Consider the following 18,154-nt stretch of genomic DNA (forward strand, 5'->3'; position numbering starts at 1 on the left):
CTTATATTTGTATGTTATTAAGGAAAACTACTATTACAAACCACACATTCCCCATGCATATATTGAAATTAAAAAACTCAATATGTAAATATCGTGATATTATGAGAAAAATAATTACTTTATTAGTTTTGATTCTATTTGTATCAACTACTACTTACGCACAAATTAAAGTTGGAGACAATCCTGATGTAATTAACGGTAGCTCAATCTTGGAGTTAGAAAGTAACAACAAGGTATTTGTTATTACCAGAATTACAGATATTCAGATGAACAGTATTACTCCGTTGGATGGAGCACTCGTTTATAATACAGATCAACAATGTGTTTTTCAATATAATGGGACATCGTGGATAAGCCTTTGTAGTGCCAGCAATATTAAACAGTTGCTCTTTGACCCCATTACGAATGAGTTAACAATTGAAGGCCTTGGAACCGTAAACCTAGGTTCATTAATAGATGATGCAGATAGCGACCCCAATAATGAAGTCCAAGATTTACAATTAACTGGTAATATTTTAACAATTACAAAAAATGACTCAGCTACTTCAATTGACTTATCGGGCTATTTAGATAATACAGATAATCAAAACCTAACTTCTGCGACTATTGATGCTAGCAACATTTTAACCATTCAAATTGAAAATGGAAGTCCCGTTTCTGTGGATCTATCTCCGTACGTGGTTAATACAGATGAGCAAACTATTGCTCTTTCTGGGAATACACTAACCCTTGCTAATGGAACAGGGCCAGATACAACAGCAGATCTTTCGGTATATCTTGACAATACGGACAATCAAAACCTTACTTCAGCTACTATTGATGCTAGCAATATACTAACTATTGCTATTCAAAATGGTAACCCTGTAACCGTAGACCTTTCTAGCTATCTTGATAATACGGATAACCAAAATCTTACTTCTGCAACTATTGATGCTAGTAATATTTTAACTATTCAAATTGAAAATGGAAGTCCCGTTTCTGTGGATCTCTCTCCGTACGTAGTTAATACAGATGAGCAAACTATTGCTCTTTCTGGGAATACACTAACCCTTGCTAATGGAACAGGGCCAGATACAACAGCAGATCTTTCGGTATATCTTGACAATACGGACAATCAAAATCTTACTTCAGCTACTATTGATGCTAGTAATATACTAACTATTGCTATTCAAAATGGTAACCCTGTAACCGTAGACCTTTCTAACTATCTTGATAATACGGATAACCAAAATCTTACTTCTGCAACTATTGATGCTAGCAATATTTTAACTATTCAAATTGAAAATGGAAGTCCCGTTTCTGTGGATCTATCTCCGTACGTGGTTAATACAGATGAGCAAACTATTGCTCTTTCTGGAAATACACTAACCCTTGCTAATGGAACAGGGGCAGATACAACAGCAGACCTTTCGGTATATCTTGACAATACGGACAATCAAAATCTTACTTCAGCTACTATTGATGCTAGCAATATACTAACTATTGCTATTCAAAATGGTAACCCTGTAACCGTAGACCTTTCTAACTATCTTGATAATACGGATAACCAAAATCTTACTTCTGCCACTATTGATGCTAGCAACATTTTAACTATTCAAATTGAAAATGGAAATCCCGTTTCTGTGGATCTCTCTCCGTACGTGGTTAATACAGATGAGCAAACTATTGCTCTTTCTGGGAATACACTAACCCTTGCTAATGGCACAGGTCCAGATACAACAGCAGACCTTTCGGTATATCTTGACAATACAGACAATCAAAATCTTACTTCAGCTACTATTGATGCTAGCAATATACTAACTATTGCTATTCAAAATGGTAACCCTGTAACCGTAGACCTTTCTAACTATCTTGATAATACGGATAACCAAAATCTTACTTCTGCCACTATTGATGCTAGTAATATTTTAACCATTCAAATTGAAAATGGAAGTTCCGTTTCTGTGGATCTAACGGCATTAGTTGCAGACGGGACGGAAACCATTGTTACGGGTACTGGTATCGTAATGGTTTCAGGTACTGGAACTACAACTAGTCCTTATGTAATCGCTGTTACTGAAGTAGACGGTGTTATTGGAAATGAAATAACTAATGCTACTGACGCTACTTTAATCAGAAGTGGTGATGGTACTAATGCTAATCCTTATACTTTGGATGTTGCACCAAATGGAATTACAAATAATGATATCGATGACGATGCCGTACAAACTGAAAACATTGCTGACGCAACTATACTCGCGGAAGACATTGCTCAGAACTCAGCCACTAACGGACAAATACTTAAATGGAATGGGGTTGAATGGGTAGCAGATGATGATGCTGGTGCTTCATTAAATAATAGTCAAATTTATGTAGGTAATATAGCGAACCAAGCTACTGGAGTCACTCCGTCTGGTGATGCCACAATATCTAACTTAGGTGTAATTGACCTCACTAATAATGCGGTTGAGACTACTGAAATTGAAAATAAAGCTGTTACTACTGCTAAGATTAATAACGGAACTGCTAATCAAGTATTAAAAACAAATGCCGCTGGAAACGCAACTGAATGGGGTACTTTAGACGCTAACAATATCGCAACTGAAAATGTAACTTCTGCTGATAACTCTATCACTGGGGTAGCAAATGATGCCGCGCTGGCTTCAATGAATCTTGAAGTGAATGTCGATGACGCAACCTTAGAAGTTGATCCTACAAACGGTGTACAAGTGAAAGACTTGGGAATTACTACTGCTAAGATTAATAACAAAGGTGTTACTACTGCCAAAATTAATAACGGAACTGCTAATCAAGTATTAAAAACAAATGCAGCTGGAAACGCAACTGAATGGGGTACTTTAGACGCTAACAATATCGCAACTGAAAATGTAACTTCTGCTGATAACTCTATCACTGGGGTAGCAAATGATGCCGCGCTGGCTTCAATGAATCTTGAAGTGAATGTCGATGACGCAACCTTAGAAGTTGATCCTACAAACGGTGTACAAGTGAAAGACTTGGGAATTACTACTGCTAAGATTAATAACGGAACTGCTAATCAAGTATTAAAAACAAATGCAGCTGGAAACGCAACTGAATGGGGTACTTTAGATGCTGACAATATCGCAACTGAAAATGTAACTTCTGCTGATAACTCTATCACTGGGGTAGCAAATGATGCCGCGCTGGCTTCAATGAATCTTGAAGTGAATGTCGATGACACAACCTTAGAAGTTGATCCTACAAACGGTGTGCAAGTGAAAGACTTGGGAATTACTACTGCTAAGATTAATAACGGAACTGCTAATCAAGTATTAAAAACAAATGCCGCTGGAAACGCAACTGAATGGGGTACTTTAGACGCTAACAATATCGCAACTGAAAATGTAACTTCTGCTGATAACTCTATCACTGGGGTAGCAAATGATGCCGCGCTGGCTTCAATGAATCTTGAAGTGAATGTCGATGACACAACCTTAGAAGTTGATCCTACAAACGGTGTACAAGTGAAAGACTTGGGAATTACTACTGCTAAGATTAATAACAAAGGTGTTACTACTGCCAAAATTAATAACGGAACTGCTAATCAAGTATTAAAAACAAATGCCGCTGGAAACGCAACTGAATGGGGTACTTTAGATGCTGACAATATCGCAACTGAAAATGTAACTTCTGCTGATAACTCTATCACTGGGGTAGCAAATGATGCCGCGCTGGCTTCAATGAATCTTGAAGTGAATGTCGATGACACAACCTTAGAAGTTGATCCTACAAACGGTGTGCAAGTGAAAGACTTGGGAATTACTACTGCTAAGATTAATAACGGAACTGCTAATCAAGTATTAAAAACAAATGCCGCTGGAAACGCAACTGAATGGGGTACTTTAGACGCTAACAATATCGCAACTGAAAATGTAACTTCTGCTGATAACTCTATCACTGGGGTAGCAAATGATGCCGCGCTGGCTTCAATGAATCTTGAAGTGAATGTCGATGACGCAACCTTAGAAGTTGATCCTACAAACGGTGTACAAGTGAAAGACTTGGGAATTACTACTGCTAAGATTAATAACGGAACTGCTAATCAAGTATTAAAAACAAATGCAGCTGGAAACGCAACTGAATGGGGTACTTTAGATGCTGACAATATCGCAACTGAAAATGTAACTTCTGCTGATAACTCTATCACTGGGGTAGCAAATGATGCCGCGCTGGCTTCAATGAATCTTGAAGTGAATGTCGATGACGCAACCTTAGAAGTTGATCCTACAAACGGTGTACAAGTGAAAGACTTGGGAATTACTACTGCTAAGATTAATAACAAAGGTGTTACTACTGCCAAAATTAATAACGGAACTGCTAATCAAGTATTAAAAACAAATGCCGCTGGAAACGCAACTGAATGGGGTACTTTAGACGCTAACAATATCGCAACTGAAAATGTAACTTCTGCTGATAACTCTATCACTGGGGTAGCAAATGATGCCGCGCTGGCTTCAATGAATCTTGAAGTGAATGTCGATGACGCAACCTTAGAAGTTGATCCTACAAACGGTGTACAAGTGAAAGACTTGGGAATTACTACTGCTAAGATTAATAACGGAACTGCTAATCAAGTATTAAAAACAAATGCAGCTGGAAACGCAACTGAATGGGGTACTTTAGATGCTAACAATATCGCAACTGAAAATGTAACTTCTGCTGATAACTCTATCACTGGGGTAGCAAATGATGCCGCGCTGGCTTCAATGAATCTTGAAGTGAATGTCGATGACGCAACCTTAGAAGTTGATCCTACAAACGGTGTACAAGTGAAAGACTTGGGAATTACTACTGCTAAGATTAATAACAAAGGTGTTACTACTGCCAAAATTAATAACGGAACTGCTAATCAAGTATTAAAAACAAATGCAGCTGGAAACGCAACTGAATGGGGTACTTTAGATGCTGACAATATCGCAACTGAAAATGTAACTTCTGCTGATAACTCTATCACTGGGGTAGCAAATGATGCCGCGCTGGCTTCAATGAATCTTGAAGTGAATGTCGATGACACAACCTTAGAAGTTGATCCTACAAACGGTGTGCAAGTGAAAGACTTGGGAATTACTACTGCTAAGATTAATAACGGAACTGCTAATCAAGTATTAAAAACAAATGCCGCTGGAAACGCAACTGAATGGGGTACTTTAGATGCTAACAATATCGCAACTGAAAATGTAACTTCTGCTGATAACTCTATCACTGGGGTAGCAAATGATGCCGCGCTGGCTTCAATGAATCTTGAAGTGAATGTCGATGACGCAACCTTAGAAGTTGATCCTACAAACGGTGTACAAGTGAAAGACTTGGGAATTACTACTGCTAAGATTAATAACGGAACTGCTAATCAAGTATTAAAAACAAATGCCGCTGGAAACGCAACTGAATGGGGTACTTTAGATGCTAACAATATCGCAACTGAAAATGTAACTTCTGCTGATAACTCTATCACTGGGGTAGCAAATGATGCCGCGCTGGCTTCAATGAATCTTGAAGTGAATGTCGATGACACAACCTTAGAAGTTGATCCTACAAACGGTGTACAAGTGAAAGACTTGGGAATTACTACTGCTAAGATTAATAACGGAACTGCTAATCAAGTATTAAAAACAAATGCCGCTGGAAACGCAACTGAATGGGGTACTTTAGACGCTAACAATATCGCAACTGAAAATGTAACTTCTGCTGATAACTCTATCACTGGGGTAGCAAATGATGCCGCGCTGGCTTCAATGAATCTTGAAGTGAATGTCGATGACGCAACCTTAGAAGTTGATCCTACAAACGGTGTACAAGTGAAAGACTTGGGAATTACTACTGCTAAGATTAATAACGGAACTGCTAATCAAGTATTAAAAACAAATGCCGCTGGAAACGCAACTGAATGGGGTACTTTAGACGCTAACAATATCGCAACTGAAAATGTAACTTCTGCTGATAACTCTATCACTGGGGTAGCAAATGATGCCGCGCTGGCTTCAATGAATCTTGAAGTGAATGTCGATGACGCAACCTTAGAAGTTGATCCTACAAACGGTGTACAAGTGAAAGACTTGGGAATTACTACTGCTAAGATTAATAACAAAGGTGTTACTACTGCCAAAATTAATAACGGAACTGCTAATCAAGTATTAAAAACAAATGCCGCTGGAAACGCAACTGAATGGGGTACTTTAGACGCTAACAATATCGCAACTGAAAATGTAACTTCTGCTGATAACTCTATCACTGGGGTAGCAAATGATGCCGCGCTGGCTTCAATGAATCTTGAAGTGAATGTCGATGACGCAACCTTAGAAGTTGATCCTACAAACGGTGTACAAGTGAAAGACTTGGGAATTACTACTGCTAAGATTAATAACGGAACTGCTAATCAAGTATTAAAAACAAATGCAGCTGGAAACGCAACTGAATGGGGTACTTTAGACGCTAACAATATCGCAACTGAAAATGTAACTTCTGCTGATAACTCTATCACTGGGGTAGCAAATGATGCCGCGCTGGCTTCAATGAATCTTGAAGTGAATGTCGATGACGCAACCTTAGAAGTTGATCCTACAAACGGTGTACAAGTGAAAGACTTGGGAATTACTACTGCTAAGATTAATAACAAAGGTGTTACTACTGCCAAAATTAATAACGGAACTGCTAATCAAGTATTAAAAACAAATGCAGCTGGAAACGCAACTGAATGGGGTACTTTAGATGCTGACAATATCGCAACTGAAAATGTAACTTCTGCTGATAACTCTATCACTGGGGTAGCAAATGATGCCGCGCTGGCTTCAATGAATCTTGAAGTGAATGTCGATGACACAACCTTAGAAGTTGATCCTACAAACGGTGTGCAAGTGAAAGACTTGGGAATTACTACTGCTAAGATTAATAACGGAACTGCTAATCAAGTATTAAAAACAAATGCCGCTGGAAACGCAACTGAATGGGGTACTTTAGATGCTGACAATATCGCAACTGAAAATGTAACTTCTGCTGATAACTCTATCACTGGGGTAGCAAATGATGCCGCGCTGGCTTCAATGAATCTTGAAGTGAATGTCGATGACGCAACCTTAGAAGTTGATCCTACAAACGGTGTACAAGTGAAAGACTTGGGAATTACTACTGCTAAGATTAATAACAAAGCTGTTACTACTGCCAAAATTAATAACGGAACTGCTAATCAAGTATTAAAAACAAATGCAGCTGGAAACGCAACTGAATGGGGTACTTTAGACGCTAACAATATCGCAACTGAAAATGTAACTTCTGCTGATAACTCTATCACTGGGGTAGCGAATGATGCCGCGCTGGCTTCAATGAATCTTGAAGTGAATGTCGATGACGCAACCTTAGAAGTTGATCCTACAAACGGTGTACAAGTGAAAGACTTGGGAATTACTACTGCTAAGATTAATAACGGAACTGCTAATCAAGTATTAAAAACAAATGCCGCTGGAAACGCAACTGAATGGGGTACTTTAGACGCTAACAATATCGCAACTGAAAATGTAACTTCTGCTGATAACTCTATCACTGGGGTAGCAAATGATGCCGCGCTGGCTTCAATGAATCTTGAAGTGAATGTCGATGACGCAACCTTAGAAGTTGATCCTACAAACGGTGTGCAAGTGAAAGACTTGGGAATTACTACTGCTAAGATTAATAACAAAGGTGTTACTACTGCCAAAATTAATAACGGAACTGCTAATCAAGTATTAAAAACAAATGCAGCTGGAAACGCAACTGAATGGGGTACTTTAGATGCTGACAATATCGCAACTGAAAATGTAACTTCTGCTGATAACTCTATCACTGGGGTAGCAAATGATGCTGCGCTGGCTTCAATGAATCTCGAAGTGAATGTCGATGACGCAACCTTAGAAGTTGATCCTACAAACGGTGTACAAGTGAAAGACTTGGGAATTACTACTGCTAAGATTAATAACGGAACTGCTAATCAAGTATTAAAAACAAATGCAGCTGGAAACGCAACTGAATGGGGTACTTTAGATGCTAACAATATCGCAACTGAAAATGTAACTTCTGCTGATAACTCTATCACTGGGGTAGCAAATGATGCCGCGCTGGCTTCAATGAATCTTGAAGTGAATGTCGATGACGCAACCTTAGAAGTTGATCCTACAAACGGTGTACAAGTGAAAGACTTGGGAATTACTACTGCTAAGATTAATAACGGAACTGCTAATCAAGTATTAAAAACAAATGCAGCTGGAAACGCAACTGAATGGGGTACTTTGGATGCTAACAATATCGCAACTGAAAATGTAACTTCTGCTGATAACTCTATCACTGGGGTAGCAAATGATGCCGCGCTGGCTTCAATGAATCTTGAAGTGAATGTCGATGACGCAACCTTAGAAGTTGATCCTACAAACGGTGTACAAGTGAAAGACTTGGGAATTACTACTGCTAAGATTAATAACGGAACTGCTAATCAAGTATTAAAAACAAATGCCGCTGGAAACGCAACTGAATGGGGTACTTTAGACGCTAACAATATCGCAACTGAAAATGTAACTTCTGCTGATAACTCTATCACTGGGGTAGCAAATGATGCCGCGCTGGCTTCAATGAATCTTGAAGTAAATGTCGATGACGCAACCTTAGAAGTTGATCCTACAAACGGTGTGCAAGTGAAAGACTTGGGAATTACTACTGCTAAGATTAATAACAAAGGTGTTACTACTGCCAAAATTAATAACGGAACTGCTAATCAAGTATTAAAAACAAATGCCGCTGGAAACGCAACTGAATGGGGTACTTTAGATGCTGACAATATCGCAACTGAAAATGTAACTTCTGCTGATAACTCTATCACTGGGGTAGCAAATGATGCCGCGCTGGCTTCAATGAATCTTGAAGTGAATGTCGATGACGCAACCTTAGAAGTTGATCCTACAAACGGTGTACAAGTGAAAGACTTGGGAATTACTACTGCCAAAATTAATAACGGAACTGCTAATCAAGTATTAAAAACAAATGCAGCTGGAAACGCAACTGAATGGGGTACTTTAGATGCTGACAATATCGCAACTGAAAATGTAACTTCTGCTGATAACTCTATCACTGGGGTAGCAAATGATGCTGCGCTGGCTTCAATGAATCTCGAAGTGAATGTCGATGACGCAACCTTAGAAGTTGATCCTACAAACGGTGTACAAGTGAAAGACTTGGGAATTACTACTGCTAAGATTAATAACGGAACTGCTAATCAAGTATTAAAAACAAATGCCGCTGGAAACGCAACTGAATGGGGTACTTTAGACGCTAACAATATCGCAACTGAAAATGTAACTTCTGCTGATAACTCTATCACTGGGGTAGCGAATGATGCTGCGCTGGCTTCAATGAATCTCGAAGTGAATGTCGATGACGCAACCTTAGAAGTTGATCCTACAAACGGTGTGCAAGTGAAAGACTTGGGAATTACTACTGCTAAGATTAATAACGGAACTGCTAATCAAGTATTAAAAACAAATGCCGCTGGAAACGCAACTGAATGGGGTACTTTAGACGCTAACAATATCGCAACTGAAAATGTAACTTCTGCTGATAACTCTATCACTGGGGTAGCAAATGATGCCACGCTGGCTTCAATGAATCTTGAAGTGAATGTCGATGACACAACCTTAGAAGTTGATCCTACAAACGGTGTGCAAGTGAAAGACCTGGGAATTACTACTGCTAAGATTAATAACGGAACTGCTAATCAAGTATTAAAAACAAATGCCGCTGGAAACGCAACTGAATGGGGTACTTTAGACGCTAACAATATCGCAACTGAAAATGTAACTTCTGCTGATAACTCTATCACTGGGGTAGCAAATGATGCCGCGCTGGCTTCAATGAATCTTGAAGTGAATGTCGATGACACAACCTTAGAAGTTGATCCTACAAACGGTGTGCAAGTGAAAGACTTGGGAATTACTACTGCTAAGATTAATAACGGAACTGCTAATCAAGTATTAAAAACAAATGCCGCTGGAAACGCAACTGAATGGGGTACTTTAGATGCTAACAATATCGCAACTGAAAATGTAACTTCTGCTGATAACTCTATCACTGGGGTAGCAAATGATGCCGCGCTGGCTTCAATGAATCTTGAAGTAAATGTCGATGACGCAACCTTAGAAGTTGATCCTACAAACGGTGTGCAAGTGAAAGACTTGGGAATTACTACTGCTAAGATTAATAACAAAGGTGTTACTACTGCCAAAATTAATAACGGAACTGCTAATCAAGTATTAAAAACAAATGCCGCTGGAAACGCAACTGAATGGGGTACTTTAGATGCTGACAATATCGCAACTGAAAATGTAACTTCTGCTGATAACTCTATCACTGGGGTAGCAAATGATGCCGCGCTGGCTTCAATGAATCTTGAAGTGAATGTCGATGACGCAACCTTAGAAGTTGATCCTACAAACGGTGTACAAGTGAAAGACTTGGGAATTACTACTGCTAAGATTAATAACGGAACTGCTAATCAAGTATTAAAAACAAATGCAGCTGGAAACGCAACTGAATGGGGTACTTTAGATGCTGACAATATCGCAACTGAAAATGTAACTTCTGCTGATAACTCTATCACTGGGGTAGCAAATGATGCCGCGCTGGCTTCAATGAATCTTGAAGTGAATGTCGATGACGCAACCTTAGAAGTTGATCCTACAAACGGTGTACAAGTGAAAGACTTGGGAATTACTACTGCTAAGATTAATAACGGAACTGCTAATCAAGTATTAAAAACAAATGCAGCTGGAAACGCAACTGAATGGGGTACTTTAGACGCTAACAATATCGCAACTGAAAATGTAACTTCTGCTGATAACTCTATCACTGGGGTAGCGAATGATGCCGCGCTGGCTTCAATGAATCTTGAAGTGAATGTCGATGACGCAACCTTAGAAGTTGATCCTACAAACGGTGTACAAGTGAAAGACTTGGGAATTACTACTGCTAAGATTAATAACAAAGGTGTTACTACTGCCAAAATTAATAACGGAACTGCTAATCAAGTATTAAAAACAAATGCAGCTGGAAACGCAACTGAATGGGGTACTTTAGACGCTAACAATATCGCAACTGAAAATGTAACTTCTGCTGATAACTCTATCACTGGGGTAGCAAATGATGCCGCGCTGGCTTCAATGAATCTTGAAGTGAATGTCGATGACGCAACCTTAGAAGTTGATCCTACAAACGGTGTACAAGTGAAAGACTTGGGAATTACTACTGCTAAGATTAATAACGGAACTGCTAATCAAGTATTAAAAACAAATGCAGCTGGAAACGCAACTGAATGGGGTACTTTAGATGCTGACAATATCGCAACTGAAAATGTAACTTCTGCTGATAACTCTATCACTGGGGTAGCAAATGATGCCGCGCTGGCTTCAATGAATCTTGAAGTGAATGTCGATGACGCAACCTTAGAAGTTGATCCTACAAACGGTGTACAAGTGAAAGACTTGGGAATTACTACTGCTAAGATTAATAACGGAACTGCTAATCAAGTATTAAAAACAAATGCCGCTGGAAACGCAACTGAATGGGGTACTTTAGACGCTAACAATATCGCAACTGAAAATGTAACTTCTGCTGATAACTCTATCACTGGGGTAGCAAATGATGCCGCGCTGGCTTCAATGAATCTTGAAGTGAATGTCGATGACGCAACCTTAGAAGTTGATCCTACAAACGGTGTACAAGTGAAAGACTTGGGAATTACTACTGCTAAGATTAATAACAAAGGTGTTACTACTGCCAAAATTAATAACGGAACTGCTAATCAAGTATTAAAAACAAATGCAGCTGGAAACGCAACTGAATGGGGTACTTTAGATGCTGACAATATCGCAACTGAAAATGTAACTTCTGCTGATAACTCTATCACTGGGGTAGCAAATGATGCTGCGCTGGCTTCAATGAATCTCGAAGTGAATGTCGATGACGCAACCTTAGAAGTTGATCCTACAAACGGTGTACAAGTGAAAGACTTGGGAATTACTACTGCTAAGATTAATAACGGAACTGCTAATCAAGTATTAAAAACAAATGCAGCTGGAAACGCAACTGAATGGGGTACTTTAGACGCTAACAATATCGCAACTGAAAATGTAACTTCTGCTGATAACTCTATCACTGGGGTAGCAAATGATGCCGCGCTGGCTTCAATGAATCTTGAAGTGAATGTCGATGACACAACCTTAGAAGTTGATCCTACAAACGGTGTACAAGTGAAAGACTTGGGAATTACTACTGCTAAGATTAATAACGGAACTGCTAATCAAGTATTAAAAACAAATGCCGCTGGAAACGCAACTGAATGGGGTACTTTAGATGCTGACAATATCGCAACTGAAAATGTAACTTCTGCTGATAACTCTATCACTGGGGTAGCAAATGATGCCGCGCTGGCTTCAATGAATCTTGAAGTGAATGTCGATGACACAACCTTAGAAGTTGATCCTACAAACGGTGTACAAGTGAAAGACTTGGGAATTACTACTGCCAAAATTAATAACGGAACTGCTAATCAAGTATTAAAAACAAATGCAGCTGGAAACGCAACTGAATGGGGTACTTTAGATGCTGACAATATCGCAACTGAAAATGTAACTTCTGCTGATAACTCTATCACTGGGGTAGCGAATGATGCTGCGCTGGCTTCAATGAATCTTGAAGTGAATGTCGATGACACAACCTTAGAAGTTGATCCTACAAACGGTGTACAAGTGAAAGACTTGGGAATTACTACTGCTAAGATTAATAACGGAACTGCTAATCAAGTATTAAAAACAAATGCCGCTGGAAACGCAACTGAATGGGGTACTTTAGATGCTAACAATATCGCAACTGAAAATGTAACTTCTGCTGATAACTCTATCACTGGGGTAGCAAATGATGCCGCGCTGGCTTCAATGAATCTTGAAGTGAATGTCGATGACGCAACCTTAGAAGTTGATCCTACAAACGGTGTACAAGTGAAAGACTTGGGAATTACTACTGCTAAGATTAATAACGGAACTGCTAATCAAGTATTAAAAACAAATGCAGCTGGAAACGCAACTGAATGGGGTACTTTAGACGCTAACAATATCGCAACTGAAAATGTAACTTCTGCTGATAACTCTATCACTGGGGTAGCAAATGATGCCGCGCTGGCTTCAATGAATCTTGAAGTGAATGTCGATGACACAACCTTAGAAGTTGATCCTACAAACGGTGTGCAAGTGAAAGACTTGGGAATTACTACTGCTAAGATTAATAACGGAACTGCTAATCAAGTATTAAAAACAAATGCCGCTGGAAACGCAACTGAATGGGGTACTTTAGACGCTAACAATATCGCAACTGAAAATGTAACTTCTGCTGATAACTCTATCACTGGGGTAGCAAATGATGCCGCGCTGGCTTCAATGAATCTTGAAGTAAATGTCGATGACGCAACCTTAGAAGTTGATCCTACAAACGGTGTGCAAGTGAAAGACTTGGGAATTACTACTGCTAAGATTAATAACAAAGGTGTTACTACTGCCAAAATTAATAACGGAACTGCTAATCAAGTATTAAAAACAAATGCCGCTGGAAACGCAACTGAATGGGGTACTTTAGATGCTGACAATATCGCAACTGAAAATGTAACTTCTGCTGATAACTCTATCACTGGGGTAGCAAATGATGCCGCGCTGGCTTCAATGAATCTTGAAGTGAATGTCGATGACGCAACCTTAGAAGTTGATCCTACAAACGGTGTACAAGTGAAAGACTTGGGAATTACTACTGCTAAGATTAATAACGGAACTGCTAATCAAGTATTAAAAACAAATGCAGCTGGAAACGCAACTGAATGGGGTACTTTAGATGCTGACAATATCGCAACTGAAAATGTAACTTCTGCTGATAACTCTATCACTGGGGTAGCAAATGATGCCGCGCTGGCTTCAATGAATCTTGAAGTGAATGTCGATGACGCAACCTTAGAAGTTGATCCTACAAACGGTGTACAAGTGAAAGACTTGGGAATTACTACTGCTAAGATTAATAACGGAACTGCTAATCAAGTATTAAAAACAAATGCAGCTGGAAACGCAACTGAATGGGGTACTTTAGACGCTAACAATATCGCAACTGAAAATGTAACTTCTGCTGATAACTCTATCACTGGGGTAGCGAATGATGCCGCGCTGGCTTCAATGAATCTTGAAGTGAATGTCGATGACGCAACCTTAGAAGTTGATCCTACAAACGGTGTACAAGTGAAAGACTTGGGAATTACTACTGCTAAGATTAATAACGGAACTGCTAATCAAGTATTAAAAACAAATGCCGCTGGAAACGCAACTGAATGGGGTACTTTAGACGCTAACAATATCGCAACTGAAAATGTAACTTCTGCTGATAACTCTATCACTGGGGTAGCAAATGATGCCGCGCTGGCTTCAATGAATCTTGAAGTGAATGTCGATGACGCAACCTTAGAAGTTGATCCTACAAACGGTGTACAAGTGAAAGACTTGGGAATTACTACTGCTAAGATTAATAACAAAGGTGTTACTACTGCCAAAATTAATAACGGAACTGCTAATCAAGTATTAAAAACAAATGCAGCTGGAAACGCAACTGAATGGGGTACTTTAGATGCTGACAATATCGCAACTGAAAATGTAACTTCTGCTGATAACTCTATCACTGGGGTAGCAAATGATGCTGCGCTGGCTTCAATGAATCTCGAAGTGAATGTCGATGACGCAACCTTAGAAGTTGATCCTACAAACGGTGTACAAGTGAAAGACTTGGGAATTACTACTGCTAAGATTAATAACGGAACTGCTAATCAAGTATTAAAAACAAATGCAGCTGGAAACGCAACTGAATGGGGTACTTTAGACGCTAACAATATCGCAACTGAAAATGTAACTTCTGCTGATAACTCTATCACTGGGGTAGCAAATGATGCCGCGCTGGCTTCAATGAATCTTGAAGTGAATGTCGATGACACAACCTTAGAAGTTGATCCTACAAACGGTGTACAAGTGAAAGACTTGGGAATTACTACTGCTAAGATTAATAACGGAACTGCTAATCAAGTATTAAAAACAAATGCAGCTGGAAACGCAACTGAATGGGGTACTTTAGATGCTGACAATATCGCAACTGAAAATGTAACTTCTGCTGATAACTCTATCACTGGGGTAGCAAATGATGCCGCGCTGGCTTCAATGAATCTTGAAGTGAATGTCGATGACACAACCTTAGAAGTTGATCCTACAAACGGTGTACAAGTGAAAGACTTGGGAATTACTACTGCTAAGATTAATAACAAAGGTGTTACTACTGCCAAAATTAATAACGGAACTGCTAATCAAGTATTAAAAACAAATGCAGCTGGAAACGCAACTGAATGGGGTACTTTAGACGCTAACAATATCGCAACTGAAAATGTAACTTCTGCTGATAACTCTATCACTGGGGTAGCAAATGATGCCGCGCTGGCTTCAATGAATCTTGAAGTGAATGTCGATGACACAACCTTAGAAGTTGATCCTACAAACGGTGTACAAGTGAAAGACTTGGGAATTACTACTGCCAAAATTAATAACGGAACTGCTAATCAAGTATTAAAAACAAATGCAGCTGGAAACGCAACTGAATGGGGTACTTTAGATGCTGACAATATCGCAACTGAAAATGTAACTTCTGCTGATAACTCTATCACTGGGGTAGCGAATGATGCTGCGCTGGCTTCAATGAATCTTGAAGTGAATGTCGATGACACAACCTTAGAAGTTGATCCTACAAACGGTGTACAAGTGAAAGACTTGGGAATTACTACTGCTAAGATTAATAACGGAACTGCTAATCAAGTATTAAAAACAAATGCAGCTGGAAACGCAACTGAATGGGGTACTTTAGATGCTGACAATATCGCAACTGAAAATGTAACTTCTGCTGATAACTCTATCACTGGGGTAGCAAATGATGCCGCGCTGGCTTCAATGAATCTTGAAGTGAATGTCGATGACGCAACCTTAGAAGTTGATCCTACAAACGGTGTACAAGTGAAAGACTTGGGAATTACTACTGCTAAGATTAATAACGGAACTGCTAATCAAGTATTAAAAACAAATGCAGCTGGAAACGCAACTGAATGGGGTACTTTAGACGCTAACAATATCGCAACTGAAAATGTAACTTCTGCTGATAACTCTATCACTGGGGTAGCGAATGATGCCGCGCTGGCTTCAATGAATCTTGAAGTGAATGTCGATGACGCAACCTTAGAAGTTGATCCTACAAACGGTGTACAAGTGAAAGACTTGGGAATTACTACTGCTAAAATTAACACAGACGCAATAGACAATACTAAAATTGCTAATAATGCTGTACAAACTGAAAACATACTTTCTGGTGGTAATGATAAAGTATTAACCACAACCGGAACAGGAACCGTTCAGTGGGAGGATAAATCTAATTTGACCTCAACCGTTAGTCAGGTAGTAACAACAGGTAATACCATTGCAACGCATAATAACGGAGCTACTTCAACTAATATTATAGAAACAGTAACCTCTTTATCTCAAGATACAGGTACTGGAGTAATTACATATACAGATGAAAATGACACAGATCAAACAGCCAATGTTGTTGCTGCTGAAACAGACAATAACATCACTGTCGGTGCAAATGGAGGAGCTTACTTTGCAGGACCGACAATCGTAGCTGCTGCTAAGGTTACCATGACCTACAATGCAGATGCTACAAGTACTTATAATTCACATGCCATAGCTAAGCAATATAATATTCTATCAGTAACAAGAATAGATGAAGGTGATTATCAAGTAAACTTTGATACTCCAATGGATGATGTTAATTATATAATACAAGTGTCTATAAAAGATTGTGGTGGTGATTGCCCAGGTAATTCAGGTGCTGACTACGACGATCCGGGAGTTACATATTACGATCAACAAACTGGAGGTTTTAAAATAAACATTGGTGATAGTGATAATGGTACTAACCCAAAAGATGATATAGACTTAGAATTTATGTTTACTATAATTGATTTTTAATATTTAATGAACAAGTTACCCCTTATATTAACCCTTAGTTTTTATCCAAAGACAAATCTTATGGATCCTAGTTTAGTAAAAGAAAATTCTCTAATAACATACCATATAGAATCACTTTTTATACGTAACATGATGGAGTTTAGAATTCAAAATAGCATTCAAACGTTCTTATCCATGCTTCTGAGTAATACTAGTGGGTTAATTAACAAAAAATATTTATGAATATAAAATAGAAGTATAACACCCAATCTTAAAAATTTAATCTAATAATGACAAAAAGGTCATGGAATAATAAAACCATTCGGATTTAAAATGGGAAGATTTCTTGGCAAAACAACAATAATAAAATGACAAAAAAAATTTACATTCTGTTAGTTTATTTCTTTGTTCAACAATCAATTGCACAAATAGATGAGGGCTCTCTTGTTGGCTTACCTCAAGCAACTACGACAGAATTAAACGCAATAGCATCACCAGAACTAGGAAGCATGGCTTTCGATACTGATAAAGATCGAGTTGTAGAATACACAAGTTCTGGCTGGCAAGAAATGAGCATTTCGCCAAATGTATACGTAGGAGCATTTATTATAACAAATGCCGGTAATCAAGCGGTGACCGGCTTACCTTTTGCCCCATCTCAAATTACTTTCGCTGCACACGCCAATGTAGAAACCTTAAATCTAAACAGTGATAACGGAGTGGGTAACAATAATTCAGGCGTTAATAATGCTTACGGCTCTATGAATGGTTTTGCCAGAAATACCGGTGGTATAATCACAGAACAGGTTATATATGTTGGAGGAAGTGGAAATTCAATTAACGATATCTCAAGGTACGCTAGTGATTCAAACTGTATTGCTATAAGATATGCAAATCAGAATGGTGATAATCTGGGTATCATAAGCGCTTCCTTAACATCATTTAATGCAGATGGTTTTACGTTGGACATCACTAAAACCGGTGCTACCAATACGGAAAATTTGGTAGTTTTATTTACTGCATACAAATAAAATAGATTATCTTAGAATATATTAACT

The 18,154-nt window shown here is 38.8% G+C and carries 2 protein-coding genes; both read left to right on the top strand.

All coding sequences use genetic code 11. From position 1 onward, the window contains the following. The first annotated feature begins 101 nt into the window (after positions 1 to 101). Positions 102 to 17,117, top strand: a complete 17,016-nt coding sequence (locus tag AC2TDS_RS04745; RefSeq protein ID WP_484737977.1) for a phage tail-like protein — start codon at positions 102 to 104, stop codon at positions 17,115 to 17,117. Between the two features lie 347 nt (positions 17,118 to 17,464). After that, positions 17,465 to 18,127 (top strand): hypothetical protein, encoded by a 663-nt coding sequence (locus AC2TDS_RS04750; protein WP_484737978.1) that lies wholly within the window; start codon positions 17,465 to 17,467, stop codon positions 18,125 to 18,127. Positions 18,128 to 18,154: the final 27 nt, after the last annotated feature.

This window comes from Tenacibaculum profundicola, from assembly GCF_057220795.1.